The following is a 26,480-nucleotide window of genomic DNA, read 5'->3' as shown; positions in this document are numbered from 1 at the left end:
TGTGTTAGTTCCCTCAAAATACTTATTTTATGTGCTTTTTATGTTTTATAAGGCTTAAAATAAGACCAGCACTGCATCTTTATTTTTATAGTTAAATAATTGCCAATAGTGTGATTTATGTAACACTTTGCATAATCCTTTAGATCACCTTTGAGCCGTGAAAATTATTTCGCAACTGGCCCCTTTCCAGTAACAATACCTAAAGAAAAATATATGCATTTTAAAAAATTACATTTAACCTCTGCCTTGGCTTTTGCCTTCGCAATGGTACTTTTAATAACCGGGTGTTCCAAAGATGATGTCGTGGAGATCGTTGGAGTATGTCCAATTGTTTTATCAACAGTCCCCGAGGATGGTGATATCAATGTACCACTGGACCAGGTGATTACCGTAACTTTTAATGAAGAGGTAGACCCTGAAACCATCAATGAACAAACTTTCACAGTTGATGGATCATCTTCAGTGGTCGGAACCGTAACCTATTCAGGTATGACGGCATCTTTCACACCTTCTGCTAATCTTGAGCCAAACACGACCTACACAGCAATTGTGACCACGTCTATAAAGGATTTTTTAGGCAATGCATTGCAACAAAATTATGTATGGACCTTTACAACCATTCCTGAAATCACCTTATCTGCAACACCGGAAGCCGGTGGAATGCTTCTTGGAGCGGGTTCATTTTCAAATGGATCTACGGTAACAGTTGCTGCAATCCCTAGCGAAGGTTATACTTTTACCAGCTGGACTGTCGATGGCACTGTAGTTTCTACAAGTTCAAGCTACCAGTTCGAAATGGATGGAAATATAGCTTTAGTGGCTAATTTTGAAGAAGTTGTTTTAGGGAATTTCAGAATAAATCTTTCTTCAAGCCCAATTGCAGGCGGAACCACAAACGGATCTGGTCAATTTACCGAAAATTCAACAGCAACTGTTTCTGCTTTGCCAAATCCAGGATATGTTTTTGTCAATTGGACAGAAGGTGAAACTATTGCTTCCACAAGTTCAAGTTATCAATTTGTTTTGACAGGAAACAGAACTTTGGTTGCAAATTATAGCCAAATACCTGGAGATCAATTTGCAGTAGTTTTATCTGCAAATCCTGCGGCGGGTGGATCAACAAATGGATCTGGTTCATTTGATGCTGAAACTAACATAACTGTTACTGCAACACCAAATACAGGATATGCTTTTGTAAACTGGACAGCAAACGGAGAGGAAGTATCAACAAATTCAAGTTATACATTTGAATTAACTGCAAATACTACCTTAGTTGCCAATTTTGAGGTTAGAACAACTTACAGTTTAAATGTTACCGCAGAAAACGGAACTGTTGATGAAAATCCAAATAAGGATAATTACAATGTTGGAGAAGAAATTGTCCTTACCGCTACTCCAGCTGATGGATATGAATTTTCATCGTGGAGTGGAGATGCCTCTGGCAGCAGCAATACGATAACAGTAACTATGAACAGTGATAAAGATATCACTGCTAACTTCACGCTTATTGAAAGTTCATTCACATTGAGTGTCACCGCAGAAAACGGAAGTGTTGAAAAAGATCCAAATCAGGAAACTTACAATGATGGAGATCAGGTTATCCTTGAGGCTATTCCAGCCGATGGATATGAATTTTCATCGTGGAGTGGTGATGCCAGTGGATCTGCAAATCCATTGACAGTGACTATGGACAGTGATAAAGATATCACTGCTAACTTTACACCTATTGAAAGCGCATTCACATTGAATGTAACTGCCCAAAACGGAAATGTAGATGTAAATCCTGAACAGCAAACGTACAATTATGGAGATCAGGTTGTTCTTACCGCAACACCAGATCCAAACTATGAATTTTCAAACTGGAGTGTAGATGCTTCTGGATCTAACAATCAGATAACAGTGGTAATGAATTCTAACAAGAATATCACTGCGAACTTTACGCAAATAGCAAATGCTGGTCAAATATGTCCAGATCCTGCAGTAGATTTAGGATTGGCCGGTAATTATGCAATATTGGCGAAATCTGGAATTTCAACTACAGGTGTAACTACGGTGACAGGTGATATGGGAGTAAGTCCTATTACCTCAACAGCAATAACAGGATTTGGTTTAACTCGTTCAACTGATGGTACTTATTCAACTTCAAGTTTGGTGACTGGAAGAGTTTACGCCTCAGATTATACGTCTCCAACTCCGGCTAATTTAACCACAGCTGTAGGCAATATGGAAACGGCATTTACTACCGCAAATGGTATAGCTCCGGATCAAACTGAACTTTTGGCTGGAAATATTAATGGTCAAACATTGGCTTCAGGTGTATATAAATGGTCATCAGGACTTTCAGTAACCAATAGTGTAACATTAGATGGTGGCGGTGTAGATTGCGCTAAATTTGTTTTCCAAATCGCTGGAGACCTTACTATAGCCAACAATACTAAAATCATCCTGATAAATGGCGCAAAAGCCGATAATATATACTGGGTGGTTGCAGGTGCAGGTGCTATGCTTGGAACAGACGTTGATTTCAGCGGGAATATTTTATCTCAAACATTGATCTCTGTAAATACACGCTCTTCAGTTAAAGGAAGATTATTAGCACAATCGGCAGTTACTTTAAACGCAAATGCAATTGTTAAGCCGTCAAACTAAATAAATAATTATCCCCCTCCAATTGGCGGGGGATTTATTAAAAATCAAAAAATTCAATTCATTTCAATTATGAAAAAAATACTATTTATAATTTTAATCGCATTAGGTTTCCAAATGCCATCTATGGCTCAGGAAGTTCAATACGAAAAACCAACCTGGTTGTTTGGTGTAGCGGCCGGAGCGAACTTCAATTTCTATGAAGGTACTACTCAACGCTTAAATTCTAATTTGACAGTACCCACCGCTTTTAAAGATGGTGATGGGATTGGACTTTTTGCAGCCCCTCTTGTAGAATATCATTTCCAAAATTCGGTTTGGGGAATCATGTTACAAACAGGCTATGACAATCGTCAGGGGGATTGGGATCAGGTAATTTCACCTTGTAACTGTCCTATGGATCTTAGTACAGACCTAAGTTATATTACTGTTGAACCTAGTTTGCGGTTTGCGCCTTTCAAAAACGGCTTATATGTTTATGGTGGACCAAGAGTGGCTTTCAATTTAGATAAATCCTTTACATACGAAAAAGGAACCAATCCTGATTTTCCTGAGCAAATAGCCGGCCCTGCTGTTAACGCTGATTTTGGTGATGTAGAGAACACAATTATCTCTATGCAGGTAGGAGCGGGAATTGATATTCCACTTTCTTCAAATATGCAAAAAACACAATTTGTGCTTTCGCCTTTTGTATCTTTTCAACCCTATTTCGGTGAGAATCCAAGAGCAACAGAATCATGGAACATCACTACTGTAAGAGTTGGTGCTGCACTTAAGTTTGGTATGGGACGCAAATCGGTGATTGAAGAAGCTGAAGTTGTAGCGCCCGTAGTTGGATTTACAGTGAACTCTCCTGTGAACAAACCTGGGGAAAAAATAGTTTCTGAAACTTTCCCATTGCGTAACTATGTATTTTTCGAAAAAGAATCTACAGAGATCTCAAATAGGTATGTGTTGTTAAAAAAAGATCAGGTAAAAGATTTCAAAGAAGATCAGGTTGAAGTAAAATCTCCTAAAGATTTATCCGGTCGTTCAAAACGTGAAATGACGGTTTATTACAATGTCTTGAATATTCTTGGTGACCGTATGGAAAAAAATCCTTCCTCAAGCATCACGTTGGTTGGATCATCAGAAAAAGGTCCGGAAGACGGAAAATTAATGGCAGCGTCTGTTAAAAAATATTTGGTAGATGTATTTGCTATAGAGGATACAAGAATTGCTGTTGAAGGAAGAAAAAATCCAAAAATCGCTTCTTTAAAACCAGGTGGGAAAAATGAGTTGGATCTTCTTCGTGAAGAGGACAGAAGGGTTTCTATCGAAAGTAATTCGCCAGAATTGCTCATGGCATTCCAAAGCGGGCCAAATGCAGCAATGAAGCCGGTTCAATTAAGAGGTATTCAGGAAGCGCCAGCTACAAGTTATGTAACTTTCAAAACCGAAGGGGCTAAAGAAGCTTTTTCAACCTGGAAACTGGAGCTTACAGATGACAAAGGGATGGTAAAAACGTATGGTCCTTATACTGAAGAGGTAGTGAGTATTCCAGGAATAACCATTTTAGGAAACAGCCCTAATGGAGACTTCAAAGTTAAAATGATTGGAACAACTCCAGAAGGAGAGATCGTAACTGAAGAATCCAACATCAACGTAGTACTTTGGACTCCATCTGAATTGGAAGAGGGGATGAGATTTAGTATTCTTTATGAATTTGATGATGCCACAGCAATCTCTATGTACGAAAAGTATCTTAGCGAGATTGTAGCGCCAAAAATTCCTAAAAACGGAAAGGTTATTATCCAGGGGCATACCGATGTTATTGGAGAGACAGAGCACAATCAAAAATTATCTTTAGCCCGTGCAAACAATGTTAAGAAAATTCTTGAAAAGGTACTCTCAAATTCAAACAGAAGTGATGTTACCTTCGAAGTAAAAGGATTTGGCGAGGATGTTGCCAAATCACCTTTTGGAAATACACTTCCCGAAGAACGTTCATACAATCGTACGGTTGTAATTGATCTTCTTCCGGACAATAAAGCTCTATAAGGAATAACAGAGAAAAATTTTCTGAGAAAGGATTTGGTGTAAAAACCAGATCCTTTTTTTTGTTTCAGAAATTCAGTACTTTAAATCCCTCATTGAGGGTTTAATTCCCCGAGGCAAGCCTCGAATCTTTAAAAGCATTTTTCAATTCATACCTTGTAGACTTGCCCCGGGGTTTTTGATTCAGTTTTCGGAATAGGAACAAATTTTAAAAATTCTTAATTCTCTCTCTACTATGAATGATACTGGTAATGGCAGGAACAGGATTATAATAGAGTCTATAACTTCTTCCGGAATTGAGATCGCCGAACGCAAAGGTCTGGGCCATCCTGATACTATATGCGAATTAATCACCGAACAAATTTCGGTTGAACTTTCAAAATATTACCTCAAGGATTTTGGTGCGATCATGCACCACAATGTAGATAAAGCTCTTTTAATAGGTGGACAATCCCAACCACTTTATAAAGGCGGGAACATCTTGGAGCCCATATCTTTAATAATTGCCGGTAGGGCAACACATCAGGTTAAGGATAAAAAAATTCCCGTAGAAGAGATCGCCATTGAAACAGCAAAAAAATGGTTGAAATTGAATATATGCCATCTGGATTCTGATCTTGGTATTCAAATCACCTCAAGAATTCGGATGGGAAGCAAGGATCTGGTAGACTTGTTCAGCAGGTTTGGAAAAGGGGAGACCCCACTGGCAAACGACACTTCCTTCGGGGTAGGCTATTACCCAACTACGAACCTGGAGAGAACAATAATTGAAATTGAAGCCCTTTTGAATAGTCAGGAAACAAAATTAAAATTCCCTTTTGTTGGAGAGGATATCAAGGTTATGGGAGTGAAAAATCATCGAAAATCCAATTTTACGATCGCCATTGCCATGGTCGATAAATATATTTCAAGCCTTGAGGATTATATATCAAAAATTAATATAATAAAGGAATACATTCGAAATAGCCTGAATTTGAATGATTCTGTTATTGATATAAATACAGCAGATGATTACGGCCGTGAAAGCATTTATCTCACTGTAACCGGGACAAGTGCGGAAAACGGTGATGATGGGCAGGTAGGCCGCGGAAATCGCATCAACGGACTTATAACTCCGTATCACCCAATGAGCCTGGAAGCAACCTCCGGAAAAAACCCGGTAAGCCACATCGGAAAAATTTACAATTATTTTGCCATGGATCTCAGTCGTTTGATTGTTGAGAATGATTTTTCAGAAGAAGCAAATGTATTTATCGTATCACAAATAGGGAAGCCAATAAATGAACCACAATTGCTTCATATCAAACTGAAAAATATAAAATCAGATCCTGAGAAGATCAGGGATTTAGTGATGGAACAATTGAAGGAAGTTCCGCAATATTGGAAAAAAATAATTTTTGAAAAGGACGAATCGATTTCCCCTTAAGTAGAAATTTGAAATATAGCAATGGGACGCATACACTTATTTGAATTTGAAGGACCTCAATTGGTTTCCCGATTTCCTTAGAGATTACGGAACCGACTTTTTACAGTTTTTATCCAACCTTACAAATATGTTCCATCCCATTATTATAATCCTTCAAAAAGGCCTGGAAAAAAGTGGAACTTATCAAATCATCGATCTGGGTTCCGGAGGAGGAGGTCCATTGCCGAAATTAAATAAAACACTGAAAAAGCATAATCCGGGACTTAAAATTTCGCTAACAGATTATTTCCCAAATATCGATGCCCTGGAACTCGCCAAAGGAAAGTCAGATAATATAGGCTATATCAAAACTCCAGTTGATGCACGGAATTTACCCAATCATCTAAAGGGGCTAAGAACTTTTTTCCTGACATTTCATCATTTCAAACCTGAGGGCGCAAAAATAATATTGCAGAATGCAGTAGGTTCCAAAAGCCCCATCGCGATATTTGAAGGGCAGGAGAGAAGCTTTGTAAGTTTGCTGGCTATGTTCCTTTCACCGGTTTCGGTTTTATTGACCTCATTATTTATAAAACCTTTTAAATTGGGTAGACTATTATTCACTTATATAATTCCTTTGGTTTCTTTGTTTGTTTGGAGGGATGGAATCGTTTCCTCACTTAGGACTTATTCGGAAGAAAAAATGAATGATATGATCAATGAACTTAAAAACAAGGATGATTTTGAATGGGAGGTTGGCAGGATAAGATCTGGGCCGGGTTTTATTTTATACCTGCTAGGGGTAGAAAAAAAGATAGAGCGTCCCATTCTTGCCGAACCTGAATTAATGCTGATCTCATCAGATTATTGACAAAAATTTTACAAGCCATTCAGAATAGGTGAACAACCCTTTTCAACCAATTATTTATGATATTCTTAAATTAAATTTCACTAATTTAATTGATATAATTGGCTGATTTTAGGTAAATTATACGAGTTTTTAAGGGTTTTAAACTTCATTTGCAATGAAACCAAAAAGTCCAATTTTTCTATTGATTCTATTGCTGATTACAGCTTGTTCCCAGGTTGGGTCAAGTGTAAGGCAAAGCATGTTTCAAAACAAAAGCTTTGTTCATCCTTATTTTGAAACGGAGCAGGAATGTTTGGATGCCCAGCCAGAACCTGATTTTTTTCACAACTGCCATCAACAAATTGACTTTATCAAGGATAGAAAAGTTCGAATCATGTTGACGGATATTCTTTGGGATGGCACTTACAAAATACAGGGAGATCTTTTAATATTGACGTTTGAACCAAATTTTGAGATTCCTACCGGCGAAATAATTTTTGAAATATTAAACCCCACTCTATTAATAAAAACCGATGATAATACCCTCTGGAAAAAAATGAAAGGAAATTCAATTTGGAAATAATCGTATAAAAAGGCGCTTCGGTATTCAAAAATATTTTTATTCGTGCATTCGTGGCTAATTTTTGAATAGTGCACTTCTTAATTATAAAGTCAACTTTTTGGTCCCAAAAATTAATAATTTTTTCAAAAAAATCCCTCCCTGATATGGGAGAGATTTAAATATTATAATTAATTAAATCGGCTAAACCTTAACGATCATTTTCCCTTTGTTTTTTCCTTCAAAAAGATTGAGAAAAGCCTGGGGAATATTTTCAAAACCTTCCATAATGGTTTCAGAGTATTTGATCTTGCCTTCTTTTAACCAGGATGAAAGTTGATTTATTGCCGGCCCAAAATCCTTTACATAATCCAAAACAGTGAAACCCTGCATCAAAACGCTTTTTTTGATAAGCGTACCCTCATGCCTGGGACCTAGAGGTGTTTTTTCTGCGTTATATAAGGAAATCGCACCGCAGTTTATCACTCTTCCAAATTTATTGATATTGGCTATTGCGGCATCAAGGATCTCTCCGCCCACATTGTCAAAATAAACATCAACTCCATTTGGACAGGCGGCAGCAATTGCCTTTTTCATATCGCTGGCAGTTTTATAATTGATTCCTTCATCAAAACCGAATTCTTTTATCCGCTCAACTTTTTCATCACTGCCTGCAATTCCAACTACTTTGCAGCCCATGATTTTTCCAATTTGACCAACAACACTTCCTACCGCTCCTGCAGCTCCTGAAACAAGAAGTGTCTCCCCGTCTTTTAAATCACCAATTTTCTTCAGGCCCAGGTAAGCGGTGATTCCCGTTAAACCCAAAACACCTAAATAAGCAGTAACCGGGGCCGCTTCTTTTTTCACTTTATTAAGTCCGCTTCCGGAACTGGTTTGAAATTCCTTCCATTTAAGTAATCCGCTAACAATTTCCCCTTTTTTAAAATTTGGATTCTTAGATTCCATCACTTCGGCAATTATTGAGGATTCAATAGGTTCCCCAAGCTTAAATGGAGGGATGTATGATTCCTCATCACGCATTCTTCCACGTAAATAGGGATCTACAGAGACATAAAGGGTCTTTAATAAAACCTCCCCATCTTTTGGGTTTGGATTTTCTTCTTCGGAAAAATTAAAATCGTCTAATGTCGGTTTTCCGGCCGGTCTGTTTTTAAGTTGAATTATTTTATTCATTTTCAAATTAATTTCTAATTATTGACTGAATTTACGGTATTCTGCTCAATTTTTAAAAGGCTGGAGCTACTATTTTTTTTCCGTAAAGTCAACATTTTAGGAAAAAGTCTGATTTTGTAAAACTCACAACAGACAAATCCTGAAGCCAAAAGATGAAATATTTGGTATTTCAATAAAATATTGGTCGAACAGGGATTAAAGCCTGAAATTTTATATATTTTCAGAAAAGATTAACGCAGAAACATCCGGATGCTTCTACCTTTGCCAAAATTAGTTGTAATCAATTTTTAACTTTTGAATTTTAAACCCTTCCGAATTTTTAAAGGCTTACCGGGATTTATAAAAAGCACCGATTTTGCCAAGGCATCAATACTTGGGCTTGCCATAAGTCTGCCTATTGCGGTAGGAGTGGAAATGGGCAGGTTTGAAATTGGACTGGCCCTTGCACTTGGAGCTTTGCTGAGTTCTCCCAGTGACGTTAGCGGTAGTTTAAGACATAAAAATTTCGGGATTGCTTTGTCTGCTTTTCTTGCAGTGCTGGCAAGTTTAATTGGAGGATATCTTATAGCAGATTCCTGGATAGGTTTGCCCGTTCTTGGCATTACGATTTTTATCTTATCCTATCTTGCTGTTTTTGGATTCAGGGCTTCTCTTATCAGTTTCTCCGGATTATTTGCCCTGGTGCTTAGTTTTGCCAATATTTCCAATGTGCTTGAAATCTATGAACGGGCATTTCTTATAGGAATAGGTGGCTTATGGTATTTGGGCTTAACGGTTCTTTGGCAGCGTATACACCCAAAAGGGCAAACAGATCAATTCCTGGCCCAAAGTCTTGAGCTAACTGCAGAGTATCTTGAAACCAGGGGTGAATTAATCACCGGTGAAGATAAAAGAGAAATTCCATTGCGGCGGTTGCTGAAGCTTCAAAGTGAGCTAAACGAAAAACACGAAACATTAAGGGATATCTTAATATCTTCCAGAAAGACCTCCGGAAATTCAAATTATGAACGAAAGCGACTGCTCATTTTAATTCAGTTGGTCGATATTCTGGAGCTTGCAATGGCCAATCCTGTGAATTACGAAAAGATGGACCGTTTGCTTAAAGAACATCCGGGCCAGATCCTGGTTTTCCAAAAATTGATCTTTGCAATGGCGGAAAGAATTAAAACCATTTCCATATCTCTTCATAAAGAATCAAAAACAAGCACGCTAAAAACAAGCCTGAACGATGTTAAAGAATCCCTGAAGGCATATCATGCAGAGGGAAGCAATTATGCCGATGAAGGATTTTTGATGCTAAAGAATCTTTACGATTACCAGGAAGAGCAAATACAAAAAATCGAAAAGATAGAAAGACTTCTTGGGAACGAGGATTATAAGGAAACAGGTTTTGCGAAAAAAGATGAAATTCTGGGATTCATAACCCGGCAGGAATTTGATCCCAAGATCCTTTTAGAAAATTTGAATTTAAAATCGGCAATCTTCAAGCATTCCCTTCGTATTGCTATTGTTGTGATGGTAGGTTATGCGATAGGAGCGTATTTTTCGCTTCAAAATGCCTACTGGATACTGTTGACCATCGTTGTAATAATGCGGCCAAATTACGGACTTACCAAAACCCGTTCAAAACAACGAACCCTGGGAACCCTCATTGGTGCTGCAATAGCGGTAGGAATTGTTTTTATCACTCAAAATTTAACCTTATATGCGATTCTGGCTATAATTTCACTTGTACTTGCCTTTGCGACTGTTCAAAAGAATTACAAAACCTCCGCTGTATTTGTAACCCTTAGTGTGGTGTTTGTTTACGCACTTCTGGAACCCAATGTCCTGGATGTTATCCAGTTTAGAGTGGTAGATACTTTAATTGGTGCAGGATTGGCCACCCTTGGAAATTTAATCCTTTGGCCTTCCTGGGAATTCTTCGGAATTAAATCTGTAATTATTGAAAGTATTGAGGCGAACAAAAATTATTTCAGGGAAGTAACCCGGTTTTACGAAAAAAAGGGAAAACTTCCAACCTCCTATAAGCTATCCAGAAAAGAGGCTTTTCTGGGAATAGGCAACCTGAATATAGCCTTTCAACGTATGACCCAGGAGCCGAAAAAGAAACAGAAAAATTTAAAGGAGATCTATGAGATTACCGTGCTCAATCACAGTTTTTTATCTTCACTGGCATCTGTGGGGGTCTATATCCAAAATCATGCAACAACAGAGGCAAGTACACATTTTAAAACATTTTCCAGGGGGATAGAAGAAAACCTGGATAGAGCGCTTGCACTTTTAAAATTTGAAGACACACCTGTTTCTGGCATAAAAGAGGAACAGCTTGCGGCAAGGAATTTTTTCGATAAAAATTACCGCAGTCTTACCAGATTAGGAGAAAATGAAGCCCGTACTAATTTTGATGAGATCTCTGGAGGCGAATTACAAGAGGCTCAATTGATCTATGAACAGTTAAAGTGGCTTATGGATCTTTCGGTCAAACTTGAAAAGAAAATCCGGGAAACAAAATTCCAGAATGAGTAAAAAAGCCCTGAAAGAGTATCTAAATTCTTTAAAGAAGCAAGAACTCGAAAAGCAAATCCTGGATCTTTATCAAAGATTTGATGACGTACGAATTTTTTACAATTTCATTTTTAATCCCAGGGAGGATAAACTCCTGGGGGAGGCTAAATTTAAAATCTCAAAAGAGTATTTTCCTCCCGGTAAGCGTAAGCCCAAAGCCAGAAGATCTATAGCTCACAAACAAATAAAACATTTCATCACTCTGGGAGTAGATGCCCATGTGGTAGCTGAACTCATGATCTTTAATATTGAAATCGCACAGGTTTACAGTACCAATAACAGCAGGAATACCGAAGCTTTTACAAAAAGTATGTTCAGGTCTTTTGAACAGGTGGTGAACTATATCATTCAAAATGGTCTCACCGGAGAATTTGCGGAACGAATCCTTAAAATCAGGGCGGAAACCAAAATTCAGGAATGGTCAAATTCTGAAAGATTTGAAAGTCTTATGGATTGCTTTGAATAAATTCTTCGTAGTAAGGTTTCTGGATATATCCAAGACAGAACCTATAAGAAATAATGATAAAATCCAGTCTGAAAGTGCCGACATTACGGAATTAAACCCGCTGATGGTATAAAAGTAATATTCCTGTTCAATTCCTTATATTTGACCAAATGAGAAACTGGTTATTATTTCTTCTACTTCTAAATTCTTTTCAAATTTTTGCTCAGCTGGGATTTTGTGAGGGAAGCAAGGGAGATGCCATTTTTCATGAAACTTTTGGACAAGGCACTTCTACCGGAACCCCACTTTCTACCGGAACGACAAATTACATATTTGTTTCCCAGGATCCACAGGATGGGGAATATACTATTTCAGATGAAATTTCAAGAACCATTCAAGGCTGGCATCCCTTTTTACCGCAAACGACAATTTCAAACGGAAGAGCGCTTATTGTGAATGCGGGAATTTCAGCTGGAATATTTTATCAAATTGCCATTACAGGGCTTTGTGAGAATACAACCTACGAATTTTCAGCATTTTTAATGAATATATATAACAGAGCCAGTATGGACTGTGAAAATGGCGGTATTCCAATAAATGTAAAGTTTGAGATTTGGGATGAAACCGATACTATCCTTTTAAGGCAAGGGAATACCGGGGACATAAATTCTACGAATACCCCTGAATGGGAACGGTATGCCCTTACGTTCCAAACAGAACCCGGACAGGAATCTGTTATTCTCAAAATGTTCAATAATGGGGAAGGGGGCTGTGGGAACGACCTTGCAATAGATGATATTATCTTCAGATCCTGTGGAGATTTAACCGAAATTATAGCCACAGATAACTCTGTGAATCCGTACCGGGTTTGTGAAGAGAACACTCCTGTAAGTATCGAACTAAAAGCTACCCCCGATTTTTCGGTTTATTCAAAACATTTCTATCAATGGCAGGAAAGCGATGATAACGGGATTTGGAATGATATCACCGGCGAAACCGGGGAAACCTATAATACGCCGCCGCTTAATTCCTCAAGATATTTCCGGGTTAAGGTTGCTGAAGATGAAGTGAATCTTAACAATAATCTTTGCAGCTCTGCTTCCGAAGCTTTTTTTATAAAGATTATCAGTACTCCGGAAGCACCCCAGAGTTTGGGAAATATCAGTATTTGCAGTAACGAAGAACCGCAAAGCTTACGTGTGGAAGCAAAACCTGATGAAACCGTAAACTGGTATGATGCTCCCGAAGGGGGAAATTTACTGGCCGAAGCATCAACATCCTATTTACCTCCGGAAGCAGGAACATTTTACGCAGAAGCGGTATCAAATGAATTTTCATGCACTCCCGGGCCCCGCACTTCGGTATCATTTGAAATATATGAAGCTCCCGCGATTTCAGACGAGGTTTTACAGCTTTGCCCGGATGCGGTATTGGAACTGGACGCTGAAGTGGAAGTTATGCAGTACTTGTGGAATACCGGAGAGAATACCCGCACAATTAATACATCGGTTCCCGGGAATTTCAATGTGACGCTAACCACCAAAACTGGATGTACTGAAGTTAAAAATTTTGAAGTCAATGCAGTGGCAGAAGCTTCCATAGCAGGGATCAATTCCGAAGATAACACGGTGATTATCAATACGGTAAATCCGGGACCATTTGAATATTCCCTGGATGGAGTTAATTTTCAGTTTTCTAATATATTTGAAATGGTACCCGGGGGCATTTATACTGGATATGTAAGGGATCTACAGCAATGTTTTACCGCGACCCTGGAATTTCCCCATATTGTTGTTCCACGATTTATAACCCCCAATAATGATGGTTATAACGATCATTTTCAGCTGAATGGGCTTTCCTGGTTTGAAGCTTCGGAAATCCGGATCTTCGACAGGTATGGAAAACTTATCCTCTCCGGAAAAGGAACGAATTTCAAATGGGACGGAACTTTAAACGGAAAACAATTACCGGCAGCAGATTATTGGTATTGGATCTTTATAGAAGGATTTGAACCGATAAAAGGAAATTTCAGTTTAATCAGATAAAGATTTTTCATTCTTTATTCTTAGACTGTTGAGGCATATCAAAGCCATCAGGCCAAACATGATAAGCATAATTGTAGAAAAGGGAATTTTTAGATCTATTAAAAATCCTACCAGCAGTGGTCCAAGCGCAGTACTTAATACCATAAACATTGTAAAAACACTGCGTATAGCACCCATTTTCGCGGTTCCATACATTTCAGCGATCAAAGCGGTTTGAACCGTACCACTCATTCCTACCGTAATTCCGGCCATAATCAAAAATATCAAGGCACCAATAATGCTGTCCATAAAAGCGAATGGAAGAATTCCCAATGTGAGCGGGATTAAAAAATACCGGAATAAAACCTTGGCGGTGTATTTATCAACCCACATTCCGCCAAAAAGTGAAAATAAGAATCTGGTGGCTGCATAAACAGTAAAGAAGCTAGCATACAATTGAACAGACCAATTCTTATCTGCTACAAATACATATTGATAAAAGAAAATGGCGGTTATGGTAAAACTTAACACAAAACTCGCGGGCATCATGATTCCGAATTTTCTCTCGAAGACAACATTCTTATAATCCTTCAATAACGATAGGGTAGAGGGTCTTCCTTCTCCGGATAATTGTTTGTCAAAATCGGCGAGATTGGTAAACTTTAACCGAATCAGGTAGAGCAATAAAGCACAACCACTTGCTATAGCTGCAATCCGCCAGTCAAACCAGCCAATGATCAAGGCGATGATCACAGGGAAAATAGCTTCTCCCATGGAATAACCCAGGGAGGATATACTTAAGGCTTTGCCACGATTCTTATCAAAATATTTCGAAATAACTGTCATGCTAATATGGCTCATCAAACCCTGCCCGGTTAATCTAAGTCCTATGAGCGCAATAAACAGCAATCCAATATTATAGGAAAAACCCAGTAAAATACTGGAGAATGCAAGGCTGAAAATTGTAAAGGCTGTAACTTTTTTAACAGGTTTATGATCTACAGTATGGCCTACCGTAAGCATCACTATAGATGAAATTACCGTACAACCGGCATATATGGCACCAAAAGTACCTTCCGTGATTTGAAAATCCCTAACAATTTCAGGAACATACAGGGATATCAGGAAAGTTTGGCCGAAGCTGGAGAAAAAAGTTAACAACCAACCAAAACTCACTTTTCTGAAATTATCCTTAAAAAAATAATAGAGATCTGTCAATGTGCTGTTTATTTTAAAATCTGTAAATATAGGCCAGTGCTTTAGAAAACTACCTTTATTTAAGCTTAAAAACAAATTATCTAAAAAGCAACCTGAAAATAAAAAAACCGGGGCAAGCGCAAGGTATGAATAGAACAAAATACTTTAAAAAATGTAATGCAGACCCCTGCTGAATTATTCGGGCGGGTCCCGCGGAGAATTAAAAATGCCACTCTTTAGGAGTGGCATTAATAGGAAATCAAAAAAATCCAACTGAAAAGACTATTTTTTCATCTTTTTTGGATCGGCTTTTTTTGGATCTGACTTTTTCGGAGCTTGCTTTGGTTGTGCCTTCCCCGGCTTTTTTTGTTCGGCCATGATTGCTTAAGTTTATGATTAATAAGAATCTAATTTACAGAATACTGTATTTTAAAAAATAGCTGTTAATATAATTTTAACGCCCCTAAAAAGTTAATTTTCACTGAAGTCCGGAAGGTAAAGTCAGGGCTGTTTTATTTCAAAATTAATTCTTAAAAATGGTGCGATTCAACATTTTTTCTTATTTATAATAGGGTAGGAGTCTCAGTATTTTTATGTTAAGTTTTAACATTCCTTCCAACATATTGCTTAATTTCACTTCAAAAAAGAACTCAGAAAGAATGGAAATCAATCAGGTCATCCTCAATATACAAGAGCAAAAGAAATTACCGAATTTAAAATATGAAATTCGGGAAAAAACCACCGCTTTCACCAAACGACTTTTTTATACACTTTTTGACAGCGCCACTCCTGTGGAAGAAAACATCAAAGGATTGGGAAAGGACTTTCAGGAATTGGTGAAACTGGTATGTTGGGAACCGGGACAACCTTGCAGCGAAATATGGAACAGCTATTGTAAAAAACTCCCCAAAATCCTTGAAAAATTAAGTCAGGACGCAAAGGCGATCACCGAAAGTGATCCTGCAGCAAATTCTCTTGAGGAGGTTTATTTGGCCTATCCCGGGTTTTATGCTATCGCGATTTTTAGATTAAGCCATGAACTAAATAAAATCAAACTCCCGCTCGTTCCGCGATTGATGACGGAATGTGCCCACAGGGAAACAGGAGTAGATATTAATCCCGGGGCCCATATAGGAGTTCCGTTTTTTATTGATCATGCTACAGGAGTTGTAATTGGAGAAACCACCGTAATAAAAAACAATGTAAAAATTTATCAGGGGGTAACTTTGGGAGCCTTATCTGTAGACCGGAAATTGAGAAATATCAAGCGTCATCCCACTATTGAAAATAATGTAACTATCTATGCCAACGCCACAATTTTGGGTGGTGATACCATAATTGGAGCGAACAGTGTAATTGGCGGGAATGTATGGCTTACCAGCTCGGTCCCTGAAAATTCCATGGTTTCTCACACGCCTCAAATCAATATTAAAAAAACGGTAAGAAATGAGTAATACGATACTGGATATAATTGGAAATACCCCTTTGGTAGAAACCCGCGGCCTGATTAAAAACCCCAAAGTGAAGCTTTTGCTGAAACTCGAAGGTCAAAACCCAGGTGGTAGTGTTAAGGACAGGGCAGCTTATAATATGATTAAAAGCGCGCTGGACAGGGGTGATATCGATAAAAATTCAAAATTAATAGAAGCTACCAGTGGAAATACAGGAATTGCACTAGCCATGATCGCAGGGATCTTCGGTTTGGATATTGAACTGGTAATGCCCGAAAATTCCACTATTGAAAGAGTGCAAACCATGCGGGCCCATGGTGCAAAAGTGACTTTAACCAGCGCTGATATTGGAATTGAGGGCGCGAGGGATTATGCGGAAGAAAAAATGCAGCAGGGAGCTTATTTTATGATCAATCAATTCAGCAATAATGATAACTGGAAGGCACATTATAAAACCACCGGACCTGAAATTTGGAGGGATACCAACCAGCAGGTTACACATTTTGTTTCTTCTATGGGAACCACAGGTACTATAATGGGGACTTCAACTTTTTTAAAAGAAAAAAACAGTGAAATTCAAATTGTAGGAGTACAGCCATGCGATGATGCAAGGATTCCCGGAATTCGAAAATGGCCTGAAGCATATTTACCTGAAATATTTAATCCGGAGAAAGTAGACCGTATTCTGGAAGTAAATGAAGAAGAAGCTAAGAAAATGACACGTTATTTAGCTGAGAAAGAAGGCATTTTTGCGGGAATGAGCAGTGGAGGAGCTACTGCTGCAGCGGTAAAACTTTGTGAGGAACTGGATGAAGGAGTGGTTGTTAGCATTATTTGTGATCGCGGCGATAGGTATCTGTCTTCCGACCTTTTTCAAAGAGATTAAATAGTTTTCTTAAATTAAAAAAGACGAAGGACTAAGCCTTCGTCTTTCCAAACGGATTCTCAAATGCTAAATTAATTACTTGCCACACTTCCTCCGGCTGTTGCAGCGGGAATTATTGTAATGTTTTTGTTTTTATCACCATTGCTTAGCCGTATACGATATTTCTGCTTATCGATCATGGATCCTTTTCCACTGGCTACATATTTATTTTTTGTCATAGACCAACCCTTATTTTCGTTATATAACTGTTCTCTAACGTTTCTTGGTAAGGCGATGTTTTTAAAATTCTGATTGGTTTTTACCAAGTCACCATCATTATCAAAAGTGGCTTTTAAATACCCTTTACGATTGATAAAACTTACTTCAATTTCTTCAAAATCTTCAGTATCAATGGCACTCAATAACTCATGGATATTAAAATTTTCCTGCATAAATCGTATTGGATTTTCAGAAAATTCACCTGTATAACTTTCACTTACATTAAATTTTACATTATCCAGATTTGTTACTACACTAACCTCCGGGGAAAAGGTTACTTTTGCCTCTTCGAGTTGGGTAACTACCTGAGCTTCTACATTGCCAATCCAGCACAGAATTAACAATAAAATCATCATTGGTTTCATAATACATTGTTTTTATTGGTTTATATATTACAAATATATCGTAGGTATAAGAATACAGTTTCTACTTAAGTAGCACAAAATGAAAATTTATAAGAAATACATTTCAAGGATCTCCTGTTTTGTGCGGCCTCTCACTTCACCCTTTCGCATCCCTTGTAAATACTGAGTTTTACCTTTTAGTTAGGGTGTCCCAGATTTTTATTATGAGCAAAACGCTATTTTTATCCTTGATATGTTCGTTAGAAATATGCCTAATAAAAGTGGTATGATCAGCATCCAGATTATTGATAAATCATCTGGTAAGTATGTTGTGCTTAAAACTGTTAGTAGTTCAGAGGATCCCAGGAGAGTGAATTTCTTGTGAAGAAGGGCAAAAAGCGAATCTTACAGCTTGCTGGTCAGACTTCTTTGGGTTTCGATAAAGAAAAAGAGTTGGAATTTGTGGATGCTTTTATGAGTTGTTTGGACTCCTTTTATCTGGTGGGCCCTGAATTGCTTCTAGGTAAATTATTTTATGAAATTAAACAGATAATTGAGCAGTACAATGAATTATGGGCCATAGAGAAGACGTTTCGAATTTCAAAATAAGATTTAAAAATATGACCAATCTAACATAGATTGAGTAGAAGAATTGAAGCTCATATCTGTATGTCATTCGCAGCATGTAAGGTGTGTAAAGAGCTGGAAAGACAATTAAAGATCAAAGAATTCAGGGTGTCCCCATGCACAAAACAGGAAAAAGACGAAGGACTAAGCCTTCGTCTTTCAAAACGGATTCTCAAATGCTAATTTAATTACTTGCCACACTTCCTCCGGCTGTTACAGCGGGAATTATTGTAATATTTTTGTTTTTATCACCATTGCTTAGCCGTATACGATATTTCTGCTTATCGATTATGGAGCCTTTTCCACTGGCTACATATTTATTTTTTGTCATAGACCACCCCTTATTTTCGTTATATAACTGTTCCCTAACGTTGCTTGGTAAGAGGATGTTTTTAAAATTCTGATAGGTTTCTACCAAATCACCATCATTATCAAAAGTGGCTTTTAAATACCCTTTACGATTGATAAAACTTACTTCAATTTCGTCAAAATCTTCAGTATCAATAACACTTAATAACTCATCGATATCAAAATTTTCCTGCATAAATCGTATTGGATTTTCAGAGAATTGACCTTCATAACTTTCTTTAACACTCAATTCTACATTATCCAAATCTGTTACTATTCGAACCTCTGGGGAAAAGGTTACTCTTGCCTCATCGAGTTGGGTAACTACCTGAGCTTCTACATTGCCAATCCAGCACAGAATTAACAATAAAATCATCATTGGTTTCATAATACATTGTTTTTATTGGTTTATATATTACAAATATACCGTAGGTTTGAGAATACATTTTCTACTTAAGTAGCACAAAATGAAAATTTATAAGAAATACAATTCAAGGATCTTTAACTACTTCTCATTCATCATTTTTTTCTGACACTCCAACAAATGAATTAGGATTCCCAAATCCTTTATTTCCATCTTGTTTCTTGACAATCTGATGGATCCCTTTTTTTTGAGTTGCTGTAAATGCCGGTTTATTACTGCCCTTGTTGACCCTAATAAATTTGCGATTTCTTTATTTGGAAGATCATCGATGTATTCAAGATCATTGGAATTTTTATTAACGTTTTTAATCAGTAGTTTTAAAAGTCGGGTAGAGATATCGGTAAAGGTCATATCAGAAACTGAATTCTCCAACATTCTCAATTGCTTTCCGGCATAGGGAAGTAGAATTTTATAGTTATCCGGGTTATTTTTTAACCAGGTTCTTAATTTTGGCATAGGAGCTGCAAGTACCCTAACATCATCCAGGCATTCGTAATAAACAGTGTGCTCCTGCCCATCTAAAAGACAAAAAATATCAAAAACATCCCCTTTAATAAGCAAAAAAAGCGTTAATTCCTTTCCGGTCAAGGGATCTACCTGGTACATTTTTATCCTTCCGGAAAGTATGATGTGGAATTTATAGCTTAACTTTTCATGGTTGAGGATGCAGGTGTTTTTTGACCATTTTTCTTCTTTAAACATGGACAGAAAAGAATTGATAGATTCCTTATCCATTTCTTTAAGAAAATCACACCCATCCAACATCTGTCGATATTTATGTATTAATAATGTTTCCCTTTTCATAATTTATAATTAAAATTTTGAAGTGGAGGGAGTAGGGATACTTTGGAAAATTCAATAAATAATTGAAATTAAATAGTTCTTAAGCAGTAATTTCAATAAAGCACAAAGACAGGAGATTTGTCTAAAATAGGTAGGGAGGTTGTGAATATAACAAAAATACTGATTATTCAAATAACCCAAAAATTAAAATAGTTAATTTTAATTTTGCCAAAGGTTTTAGTTTAGCCTAAAAATCTGCTATTTTTGCAAAATTGAAGATAACACGAGATATGACGGTTGAAACATTTGGACTTGAAGAAAAGAAGAACGATAAAAAACTTTATGACTACCAGCAGGTTGATATAGATAAGATTTTTAATGTAATAGATAAACATCCTAATCATTATAATTTATTATATCAATTGCCTACGGGAGGTGGAAAAACGGTTATTTTTTCGCAAATCGTGCGGGAATATATCCAGCGAACCAATAAAAAAGTACTCATTTTAACACACCGGATAGAGCTTTGTAAGCAAACATCTAAAATGCTTTCTGAATTTGGAGTGCTTAACAAAATTATAAACAGCAAGGTAAAGGAACTTCCGGATCAGGAAGATTATATGTGTTTTGTGGCGATGGTTGAAACCCTGAACAACAGGCTGAATGACGAAAAACTTGAAATTGAGGATATTGGCCTTGTAATTATAGATGAGGCACATTATAATTCATTTCGGAAATTATTCAGGTTTTTTGAAAAATGCTTCATTCTTGGTGTAACCGCTACACCACTAAGTTCCAATATTAAACTTCCAATGAAGGATAATTACAGGGAGCTTATTGTTGGTGATTCTATCAATTCCCTCATCGCAAAAGGATTTTTGGCGCGTGCAAAGGTCTTTAGCTATGATGTAGGACTGCAAACCCTGAAAGTTGGTATCAACGGAGATTATACCGTAAAGTCTTCTGAAGAACTGTATTCAAATCTTTCCATGCAGGAGAAATTGCTGAATTCCTATCTTGAAAGATCTAAAGGAAAAAAGACACTTATCTTCAACAATGGAATAAACACTTCAAAAGAGGTATATGAAACTTTTAAGAATGCAGGCTATCCTGTTCGGCATCTTGATAATACCACCAGCAAAAAGGACAGAAAACATATTCTGAAATGGTTTAAACACACTCCTAATGCCATTGTAACCTCGGTAAGTATTTTGACTACCGGTTTTGACGAACCTTCGGTAGAAACCATTATTTTAAACCGCGCAACCAAGTCCCTGACGCTGTATTTCCAGATGATAGGTCGTGGCTCCCGTGTTTTGCCTACCAAATCTGAATTTACCGTTATCGATTTAGGAAATAATGTGGTAAGATTTGGAGACTGGAGTGCAGCGGTAGACTGGAAACAACTTTTCCGTGCTCCCGATTTCTATTTTGAAAACCTTTTGAGCGATGAAGAAATAGAGCGGGAATTCCGCTATAAAATGCCACCAGAGCTAAGGGAACAGTTTGCAAATTCTGAAGAAGTAGATTTTGATATGGAGGCAGCTTATGACACTGTTATTAAAAAGGGGTTAAAATCCAAGGATGTCCTGGAATGGTCTTTAAAACAACATGTGAAAATGTGTGTTGAAAACAGCGAAGATGTTTTTGATGCCAGGATCCTTGCAAAGGAATTAAAGGACGATATAGGCTCCAGGATTAAACAATATTCCTACTGCATAAGCAAAAGCACTAAAAACTACCGGGATTGGCTGGAAGAGGATTATTCCAGAAGACTGAGATTGCTCATCAACAAGGAGTATTAAGCTGCAATCCTATCTAATATCGGCTTAAAATAAATAATTTCAAAACCCGAAACTCACTGTTATTAGTTCGTTTCGGGGTTTTTTATTTGGATATATCATCGAAATTCTAAATATTTATTCAGTTGAAAAAGCTCGTGAACCTGTTCCGGGATACCTGATTTCTTATTGAGAATCTGCGGATTTCACATTTTTTTCCACCAGCTCACTTTCCCTTAAAGTTCCGCCTACCACAATTGCCGCACTAATAAGGATCAGGTTTTTGATGATATATTGACCCTCCATGGTGAGTTCCAAAGGGAAATTTTCAAAACAAACCTCGGGAAAAAGTATCAATGGTAAGAATGTTCCCGGCATTTGAAGGAATAACAATAAAATAGCGATTCGTAACAATGGTTTAAAACATAGAAATAACCCTATCAACATTTCCCATACCCCAAGCACTACGATAAAAATATCAGAGTCAAACCAAAAAACGGTCCTGGCTACTAATTCCTGTGCCGGGCTGGCGTCAATAACTTTTAGATACCCAAACCAGAAGAATGTAATCGCCAGGGAATATCTCAATAATGGTTTCCCATATTTATACATCCATTTGGATATTTTATAATCCAGCTTTTCCAGTTTGTTTGTATTTAAATCGGGCATGATTTCTAAATTATTTATTCAGCTAAAATAATCCCCTAAGTTTAGAATTAACAGGCTAAAACCAGCTTGTGAAATATTTAACTATCTATGGGTTCTTTTTATGATTTAAATGAAAGGATCCCAAAGATTTTTATTTGGTAAAATTAATTCCCCGGGATCCAAGGTTCTTTTCCGTAATTTTGGAGTAAACTATTTCAATTGAAGCGAACACACTATTATTACTTATTTAAACTACAATTCCTGGGCTACAGGCTTCACGGCTGGCAACGACAACCAAATCTTAAAACCGTTGAAAGTTTGCTGAAGAAAACATTTAAATTCATCCTTCAGGATAAAAAATTCAAGATCCTTGGCTCCAGCCGTACCGATGCGATGGTCTCTGCAAATGATGCTGCTTTTGAGTTGTTTTTATATGACAGCCCAATTGCAGGCTTTGATGAATTTATAGATCTTCTTAATTTAAATCTTCCGCCGGATATTAAAGCAACGGGAATTCAGGAAGTAGATGAAACCTTTAATATCATTCAGCATCCAAAGATCAAGGAATATTTATACCTTTTTTCTTTCGGACAAAAGAATCATCCTTTTTGTGCGCCCTTAATGGCCAATTTTCAAAGAAATCTGGATATTGAATCGATGAAAGAAGCGGCAAAACTCTTCCAGGGGACTCATAATTTTAAAAATTACTGTTCGGGAGCTACGGAAAAAACCAGGTTTGAAAGGAAGGTGATCACTTCTGAAATCATTGAAAATACCATTTATAAGGCTAACTTCTTTCCCGAGGAAAGTTTTGTTTTTCATGTTCATGGTTCAGGATTTTTGAGATATCAAATCCGACTGATGATGGGAACCCTTATCCAGATTGGCCTTGGGGATCTATGCCTGGAAGACATCAGGGAAAGCCTTCTGCCTGCGAATGATATGGTGATGAAGAATATCGCCCCGGCCTCCGGGCTTATCCTGAATAAAGTGGAATTTGAATAAGGGTAAATTCCAGGATTAGTTTTCTTTTTCCAAAACCGTCAATGCCATTCTGATAGTCCAGTAATCGATGCTTTCCTCAAAATGTTCATAATAAGTTTTAAGGGTTTCTGGATCTTCCAGTTCTGATTTTGCTTTTTTGACCGCTTCCAAATCTGATTTTGAAATAAATTGCATCAAATCAATATCCTCGCCATCAGTGTATAATTTGGCGATATGGGAATAGATCGTGGTAGGGGCAAGGTTGCGTTCCTCTGAGATATCTTCCACGCTTAAACCGTTGTTATAAAGCTCCAGTGTAATTTTATGGGTATTCCCCTTTACCGATTTTTTCTTAACCCTTTTTTCCTTGCTGAAAGCGATGATCTCCTTGATAAACTGATATCCGTAATCCTGCATTTTTTTCCTTCCCACTCCGTTTATCGCGATAAAAGCCTCATCGGTCATTGGGCGTTCTTTTTCCATTTCCTTCAGCGTAGCATCATTGAAGATCAAATACGCTGGAATACCTTCATCCCTGGACAGTTTAAGACGAAGCTGGCGTAACTTTTCAAACAGGGAATTGTCTGTTGATTTAACGAATCTTTCTTCCTCCTGATCCCGCAGTTCCTTTTCGTTTGGGATTTTTGCGAGTTGAACTTTTCCGCCTTCAAAAAGAACCTCTTTTGCCAGCAGTGTAAGCTGTAAATGATTGTGTTTATGAAAAGCGATCTCGATATACCCAATATTGATAAGCTGAATGATGTATTGCTGCCAATCGCGCCAGGAAATTTCCCTGCCAATTCCGTATGTTTTTAGCTGGTTATAATCTTTTTCCAAAACGGCTTCATTTTGCGCCCCGCGCAAAACATCTATAAGCAGGGTAATGGGTTCCTTACCTTTTAAGCGGTAAATACAGGAAAGTGCTTTTTGGGCGATGATGGTTCCATCAAAGAAAGTAGGTGGATTTCTGCAAATATCGCAATTGCCGCAGTCTTCCATTTTTAATTCCCCAAAATAATTAAGAAGGATCTTTCTGCGGCAGGTGAGTGCTTCAGAATATTGCTTCATCCTATCCAGTTTTGCCAGCTGTACGGCTTCATTTCCAGAGTTGGAAGCAAATTTTTGCAGCTGTACAACATCGGCATAACTGTGAAACAACATGGTGTCCGATGGTAATCCGTCCCGGCCCGCACGACCTATCTCCTGGTAATATCCTTCCAGGTTTTTTGGCATATTGTAATGAATTACCCATCGGATATTGGATTTATCGATTCCCATTCCAAATGCGATGGTAGCACAAATAATCTGTTTGGAATCATTGATAAAGTCATCCTGAATTTTGGTGCGTTCCAAATGATTTAGCCCTGCGTGGTAGGCTTCTGCCTGTAAGCCATTGGCCTTCAGTTTAGCGGCTATATCTTCGGTGTTTTTTCTGCTTAAACAATAAATAATCCCGCTTTCATTTTTCCGGGCCTTAATAAAATCGGCTATTTGGTCAAAACGCTTTGTTCCGGGCCGTACTTCCAGGCTCAGGTTTTTCCTGTCGAAGGAAGCAACATGTTTTTTTGCCCCGGGCATATTCAGCTGATTGCAAATATCTTTCCTTGTAGCTTTATCGGCGGTGGCGGTAAGCGCAATGAGTGGAGTAGTGGGGAAGCGGTTTTTTAAATACCCCAGCTGTGTGTAGGCCGGTCTAAAATCATGGCCCCAGCTGGAAATGCAATGTGCCTCATCTATTGCGATTAAACTAACTTTTCCATCGCTTAAAAACCGGTCGATGACTTGTAAACTTTCCGGAGCAACATATAAAAGTTTTAATTTATTCTCATCTATTTGCTGAAAAATGGCTTGTTGGTCTTCAGAAGACTGACTGCTGTTTAAAAATGCAGCCGAAATTCCGTTGGCGGTCAATCCGTCTACCTGGTCTTTCATCAGGGCGATTAAAGGGGAGATTACCAGGGTAATTTTTGGAAGCAGGATTGCCGGAAGCTGGAAACATATGGATTTACCCCCTCCGGTTGGCATGATCACTAAATTATCTTCCCCGGCAAATACCGAATCGATTATTTTGCGTTGAAGGGGCCTGAAGCTTTCAAATCCAAAATATTCTTTTAAGGTGCTTAAAAGTTGCGTTTCTTCCATCCTGCAAAGTTATGGTTTCACACTTGAAAACCTGAATCCCGAATCCGGAAACCTGATTCTTTTTTAAATTATTTAATCGGGAATCTGGATAATCACAGGAATGAAGCTGACTTCCTGATATTAAATAAGGCAAAACTGAAATGAAATTCCTCTGAATTTCGTATCTTAATAAGAGATTAATCAGGTTGTAATTCCATGAATTATAATAAGTTACAGCCTTAGAACAGCTAATGAAGAAAACCTGAATCCAATAAAATAACAAAATGAAAAGCAATAGGCAACCTGCTTTAGAAAATAAAAAATTCAGCATGGTTTTTAAACTGTTGGTCCCATTTATCCTGCTTTTGGTACTGGCTTGCGGAGGTGTAAAAAATTCCGGTTCGGCAGAAGCTGTAAAGGATTTTCAAGAACTCTCGGAATTGGTTAACAGCCGGGAATTTGAAATTGAGAATGAATGGCTTAGTCCTCTGGGTGGATCTATGATAAATTTGATAGGAAACCCCAATTATATCCGGTTTAAAGGAGATAGTGTGGCTGTGTTCCTACCATATTATGGAGTGAGGCATTCCGGTGGGGGTTATGGCAGGGATGGAGGTATAACTTATAAAGGACCAGCTAAAAACTTAAATATCACTGAGGATAAAGGCAGGAAAAATATTCTTTTGAATTTTGAAGGCAAGGAAAACAATGAAAACCTTGAATTTTTTATCACACTTTTCCCAGGTGGAAGTGCAACGACCTCAGTAAGCAGTTCGCAGCGACAATCGATTTCATACCGCGGAAAAGTAAAGGCCTTGCCGGAAGAAAATCAATAAATAATAGGGATTTGTATTTTTTATTACTGAAAGTTTTAAGTTCAATTTTAATTGGAGCGTT

At 37.7% G+C, this 26,480-nt stretch carries 20 protein-coding genes and 1 pseudogene; 14 read left to right on the top strand and 7 right to left on the bottom strand.

Features of this window, described 5'->3' with window-relative positions; genetic code table 11:
- Positions 1-213: 213 nt before the first annotated feature.
- From ACKGJN_RS12975 to ACKGJN_RS12955, 5 genes are all read left to right on the top strand, one after another.
- Positions 214-2,649: an InlB B-repeat-containing protein gene (locus tag ACKGJN_RS12975; protein ID WP_409539970.1), complete on the top strand. Its 2,436-nt coding sequence runs from the start codon at positions 214-216 to the stop codon at positions 2,647-2,649.
- 69 nt (positions 2,650-2,718) lie between these two features.
- Positions 2,719-4,686, top strand: a complete 1,968-nt coding sequence (locus ACKGJN_RS12970; RefSeq protein WP_409539969.1) for an OmpA family protein — start codon at positions 2,719-2,721, stop codon at positions 4,684-4,686.
- Positions 4,687-4,918: 232 nt separating this feature from the next.
- The gene (locus ACKGJN_RS12965; RefSeq protein ID WP_409539968.1) at positions 4,919-6,109 is read left to right on the top strand and encodes a methionine adenosyltransferase; all 1,191 of its coding nucleotides are present in this window, start codon (positions 4,919-4,921) and stop codon (positions 6,107-6,109) included.
- Between the two features lie 46 nt (positions 6,110-6,155).
- A complete protein-coding gene (locus tag ACKGJN_RS12960) occupies positions 6,156-6,959 on the top strand; it encodes a hypothetical protein (RefSeq protein ID WP_409539967.1) in 804 nt (267 codons plus the stop codon).
- 154 nt (positions 6,960-7,113) lie between these two features.
- Positions 7,114-7,521 carry a hypothetical protein gene (locus ACKGJN_RS12955; RefSeq protein WP_409539966.1) on the top strand — a complete coding sequence of 136 codons (408 nt, stop codon included), beginning with the start codon at positions 7,114-7,116 and terminating at the stop codon, positions 7,519-7,521.
- A 180-nt stretch (positions 7,522-7,701) separates the two neighbouring features.
- On the opposite strand, the gene ACKGJN_RS12950 is transcribed toward ACKGJN_RS12955, so the two are convergent.
- Entirely contained in the window at positions 7,702-8,694 is a 993-nt protein-coding gene (locus ACKGJN_RS12950; RefSeq protein ID WP_409539965.1) for an NADP-dependent oxidoreductase, read from the bottom strand.
- Between the two features lie 294 nt (positions 8,695-8,988).
- On the opposite strand from ACKGJN_RS12950, the gene ACKGJN_RS12945 reads away from it, so the two are divergent.
- The 3 genes from ACKGJN_RS12945 to ACKGJN_RS12935 all read left to right on the top strand — a co-directional run bounded on the left by ACKGJN_RS12945 (position 8,989) and on the right by ACKGJN_RS12935 (position 13,752).
- The gene (locus ACKGJN_RS12945) at positions 8,989-11,223 is read left to right on the top strand and encodes an FUSC family protein (RefSeq protein ID WP_409539964.1); all 2,235 of its coding nucleotides are present in this window, start codon (positions 8,989-8,991) and stop codon (positions 11,221-11,223) included.
- On the top strand, positions 11,216-11,728 hold the full coding sequence (locus ACKGJN_RS12940) for a DUF6155 family protein (RefSeq protein ID WP_409539963.1): 513 nt from the start codon (positions 11,216-11,218) through the stop codon (positions 11,726-11,728). Before ACKGJN_RS12945 ends, ACKGJN_RS12940 begins: the two co-directional genes overlap by 8 nt.
- A 149-nt stretch (positions 11,729-11,877) precedes the next feature.
- A complete protein-coding gene (locus tag ACKGJN_RS12935) occupies positions 11,878-13,752 on the top strand; it encodes a T9SS type B sorting domain-containing protein (protein WP_409539962.1) in 1,875 nt (624 codons plus the stop codon).
- On the opposite strand, the gene ACKGJN_RS12930 is transcribed toward ACKGJN_RS12935, so the two are convergent.
- A complete protein-coding gene (locus ACKGJN_RS12930) occupies positions 13,741-14,949 on the bottom strand; it encodes an MFS transporter (protein ID WP_409539961.1) in 1,209 nt (402 codons plus the stop codon). The genes ACKGJN_RS12935 and ACKGJN_RS12930 overlap by 12 nt on opposite strands.
- Before the next feature lie 638 nt (positions 14,950-15,587).
- On the opposite strand from ACKGJN_RS12930, the gene ACKGJN_RS12925 reads away from it, so the two are divergent.
- Together ACKGJN_RS12925 and cysM are read left to right on the top strand one after the other, a co-directional pair.
- Entirely contained in the window at positions 15,588-16,382 is a 795-nt protein-coding gene (locus ACKGJN_RS12925; protein ID WP_409539960.1) for a serine O-acetyltransferase, read from the top strand.
- On the top strand, positions 16,375-17,265 hold the full coding sequence (cysM, locus tag ACKGJN_RS12920) for a cysteine synthase CysM (RefSeq protein WP_409539959.1): 891 nt from the start codon (positions 16,375-16,377) through the stop codon (positions 17,263-17,265). The genes ACKGJN_RS12925 and cysM overlap by 8 nt, the downstream gene beginning before the upstream one ends.
- A 71-nt stretch (positions 17,266-17,336) precedes the next feature.
- Here cysM and ACKGJN_RS12915 read toward each other — a convergent pair whose 3' ends face one another.
- Positions 17,337-17,888, bottom strand: a complete 552-nt coding sequence (locus ACKGJN_RS12915) for a hypothetical protein (protein WP_409539958.1) — start codon at positions 17,886-17,888, stop codon at positions 17,337-17,339.
- Between the two features lie 232 nt (positions 17,889-18,120).
- Here ACKGJN_RS12915 and ACKGJN_RS16985 point away from each other — a divergent pair.
- Positions 18,121-18,410 (top strand): annotated as a pseudogene (locus tag ACKGJN_RS16985) (IS1634 family transposase); the annotation flags it as partial.
- A gap of 268 nt (positions 18,411-18,678) precedes the next feature.
- Here ACKGJN_RS16985 and ACKGJN_RS12910 read toward each other — a convergent pair.
- Both ACKGJN_RS12910 and ACKGJN_RS12905 read right to left on the bottom strand, forming a co-directional pair.
- Complete coding sequence (locus ACKGJN_RS12910; protein WP_409539957.1) at positions 18,679-19,230, bottom strand: hypothetical protein; 552 nt, start codon at positions 19,228-19,230, stop codon at positions 18,679-18,681.
- Positions 19,231-19,347: 117 nt separating this feature from the next.
- Positions 19,348-20,070, bottom strand: coding sequence for a Crp/Fnr family transcriptional regulator (locus tag ACKGJN_RS12905; protein ID WP_409539956.1), 723 nt, complete (start codon positions 20,068-20,070; stop codon positions 19,348-19,350).
- A gap of 269 nt (positions 20,071-20,339) precedes the next feature.
- Between ACKGJN_RS12905 and ACKGJN_RS12900 the strand changes: the two genes are divergently transcribed.
- A complete protein-coding gene (locus ACKGJN_RS12900; RefSeq protein WP_409539955.1) occupies positions 20,340-21,854 on the top strand; it encodes a DEAD/DEAH box helicase in 1,515 nt (504 codons plus the stop codon).
- A gap of 162 nt (positions 21,855-22,016) precedes the next feature.
- On the opposite strand, the gene ACKGJN_RS12895 is transcribed toward ACKGJN_RS12900, so the two are convergent.
- Complete coding sequence (locus ACKGJN_RS12895) at positions 22,017-22,499, bottom strand: hypothetical protein (protein ID WP_409539954.1); 483 nt, start codon at positions 22,497-22,499, stop codon at positions 22,017-22,019.
- Positions 22,500-22,697: 198 nt separating this feature from the next.
- Between ACKGJN_RS12895 and ACKGJN_RS12890 the strand changes: the two genes are divergently transcribed.
- Positions 22,698-23,483, top strand: coding sequence for a tRNA pseudouridine synthase A (locus ACKGJN_RS12890; protein WP_409539953.1), 786 nt, complete (start codon positions 22,698-22,700; stop codon positions 23,481-23,483).
- A 15-nt stretch (positions 23,484-23,498) separates the two neighbouring features.
- Here ACKGJN_RS12890 and recQ read toward each other — a convergent pair whose 3' ends face one another.
- Positions 23,499-25,604 (bottom strand): DNA helicase RecQ, encoded by a 2,106-nt coding sequence (recQ, locus tag ACKGJN_RS12885; protein ID WP_409539952.1) that lies wholly within the window; start codon positions 25,602-25,604, stop codon positions 23,499-23,501.
- 263 nt (positions 25,605-25,867) lie between these two features.
- Between recQ and ACKGJN_RS12880 the strand changes: the two genes are divergently transcribed.
- A complete protein-coding gene (locus ACKGJN_RS12880) occupies positions 25,868-26,419 on the top strand; it encodes a DUF4251 domain-containing protein (RefSeq protein WP_409539951.1) in 552 nt (183 codons plus the stop codon).
- The last annotated feature ends 61 nt before the right edge of the window (positions 26,420-26,480 follow it).

The organism is Gillisia xinjiangensis (assembly GCF_046298265.1).
In the GTDB taxonomy this organism is placed as follows: Bacteria; Bacteroidota; Bacteroidia; order Flavobacteriales; family Flavobacteriaceae; genus Gillisia; species Gillisia xinjiangensis.
This window is presented reverse-complemented; position numbering and strand designations above follow the sequence as displayed.

Bases quoted from the DNA above. Each gene is read 5' to 3' on its own strand.
- ACKGJN_RS12950 (WP_409539965.1), bottom strand. From the start codon at position 8,694: ATGAATAAAATAATTCAACTTAAAAACAGACCGGCCGGAAAACCGACA.
- ACKGJN_RS12975 (WP_409539970.1), top strand. From the start codon at position 214: ATGCATTTTAAAAAATTACATTTAACCTCTGCCTTGGCTTTTGCCTTC.
- ACKGJN_RS12895 (WP_409539954.1), bottom strand. From the start codon at position 22,499: ATGCCCGATTTAAATACAAACAAACTGGAAAAGCTGGATTATAAAATA.
- ACKGJN_RS12905 (WP_409539956.1), bottom strand. From the start codon at position 20,070: ATGAAAAGGGAAACATTATTAATACATAAATATCGACAGATGTTGGAT.
- ACKGJN_RS12915 (WP_409539958.1), bottom strand. From the start codon at position 17,888: ATGAAACCAATGATGATTTTATTGTTAATTCTGTGCTGGATTGGCAAT.
- ACKGJN_RS12925 (WP_409539960.1), top strand. From the start codon at position 15,588: ATGGAAATCAATCAGGTCATCCTCAATATACAAGAGCAAAAGAAATTA.
- ACKGJN_RS12880 (WP_409539951.1), top strand. From the start codon at position 25,868: ATGAAAAGCAATAGGCAACCTGCTTTAGAAAATAAAAAATTCAGCATG.
- cysM (WP_409539959.1), top strand. From the start codon at position 16,375: ATGAGTAATACGATACTGGATATAATTGGAAATACCCCTTTGGTAGAA.
- ACKGJN_RS12935 (WP_409539962.1), top strand. From the start codon at position 11,878: ATGAGAAACTGGTTATTATTTCTTCTACTTCTAAATTCTTTTCAAATT.
- recQ (WP_409539952.1), bottom strand. From the start codon at position 25,604: ATGGAAGAAACGCAACTTTTAAGCACCTTAAAAGAATATTTTGGATTT.
- ACKGJN_RS12910 (WP_409539957.1), bottom strand. From the start codon at position 19,230: ATGAAACCAATGATGATTTTATTGTTAATTCTGTGCTGGATTGGCAAT.
- ACKGJN_RS12965 (WP_409539968.1), top strand. From the start codon at position 4,919: ATGAATGATACTGGTAATGGCAGGAACAGGATTATAATAGAGTCTATA.
- ACKGJN_RS12940 (WP_409539963.1), top strand. From the start codon at position 11,216: ATGAGTAAAAAAGCCCTGAAAGAGTATCTAAATTCTTTAAAGAAGCAA.
- ACKGJN_RS12955 (WP_409539966.1), top strand. From the start codon at position 7,114: ATGAAACCAAAAAGTCCAATTTTTCTATTGATTCTATTGCTGATTACA.
- ACKGJN_RS12970 (WP_409539969.1), top strand. From the start codon at position 2,719: ATGAAAAAAATACTATTTATAATTTTAATCGCATTAGGTTTCCAAATG.
- ACKGJN_RS12900 (WP_409539955.1), top strand. From the start codon at position 20,340: ATGACGGTTGAAACATTTGGACTTGAAGAAAAGAAGAACGATAAAAAA.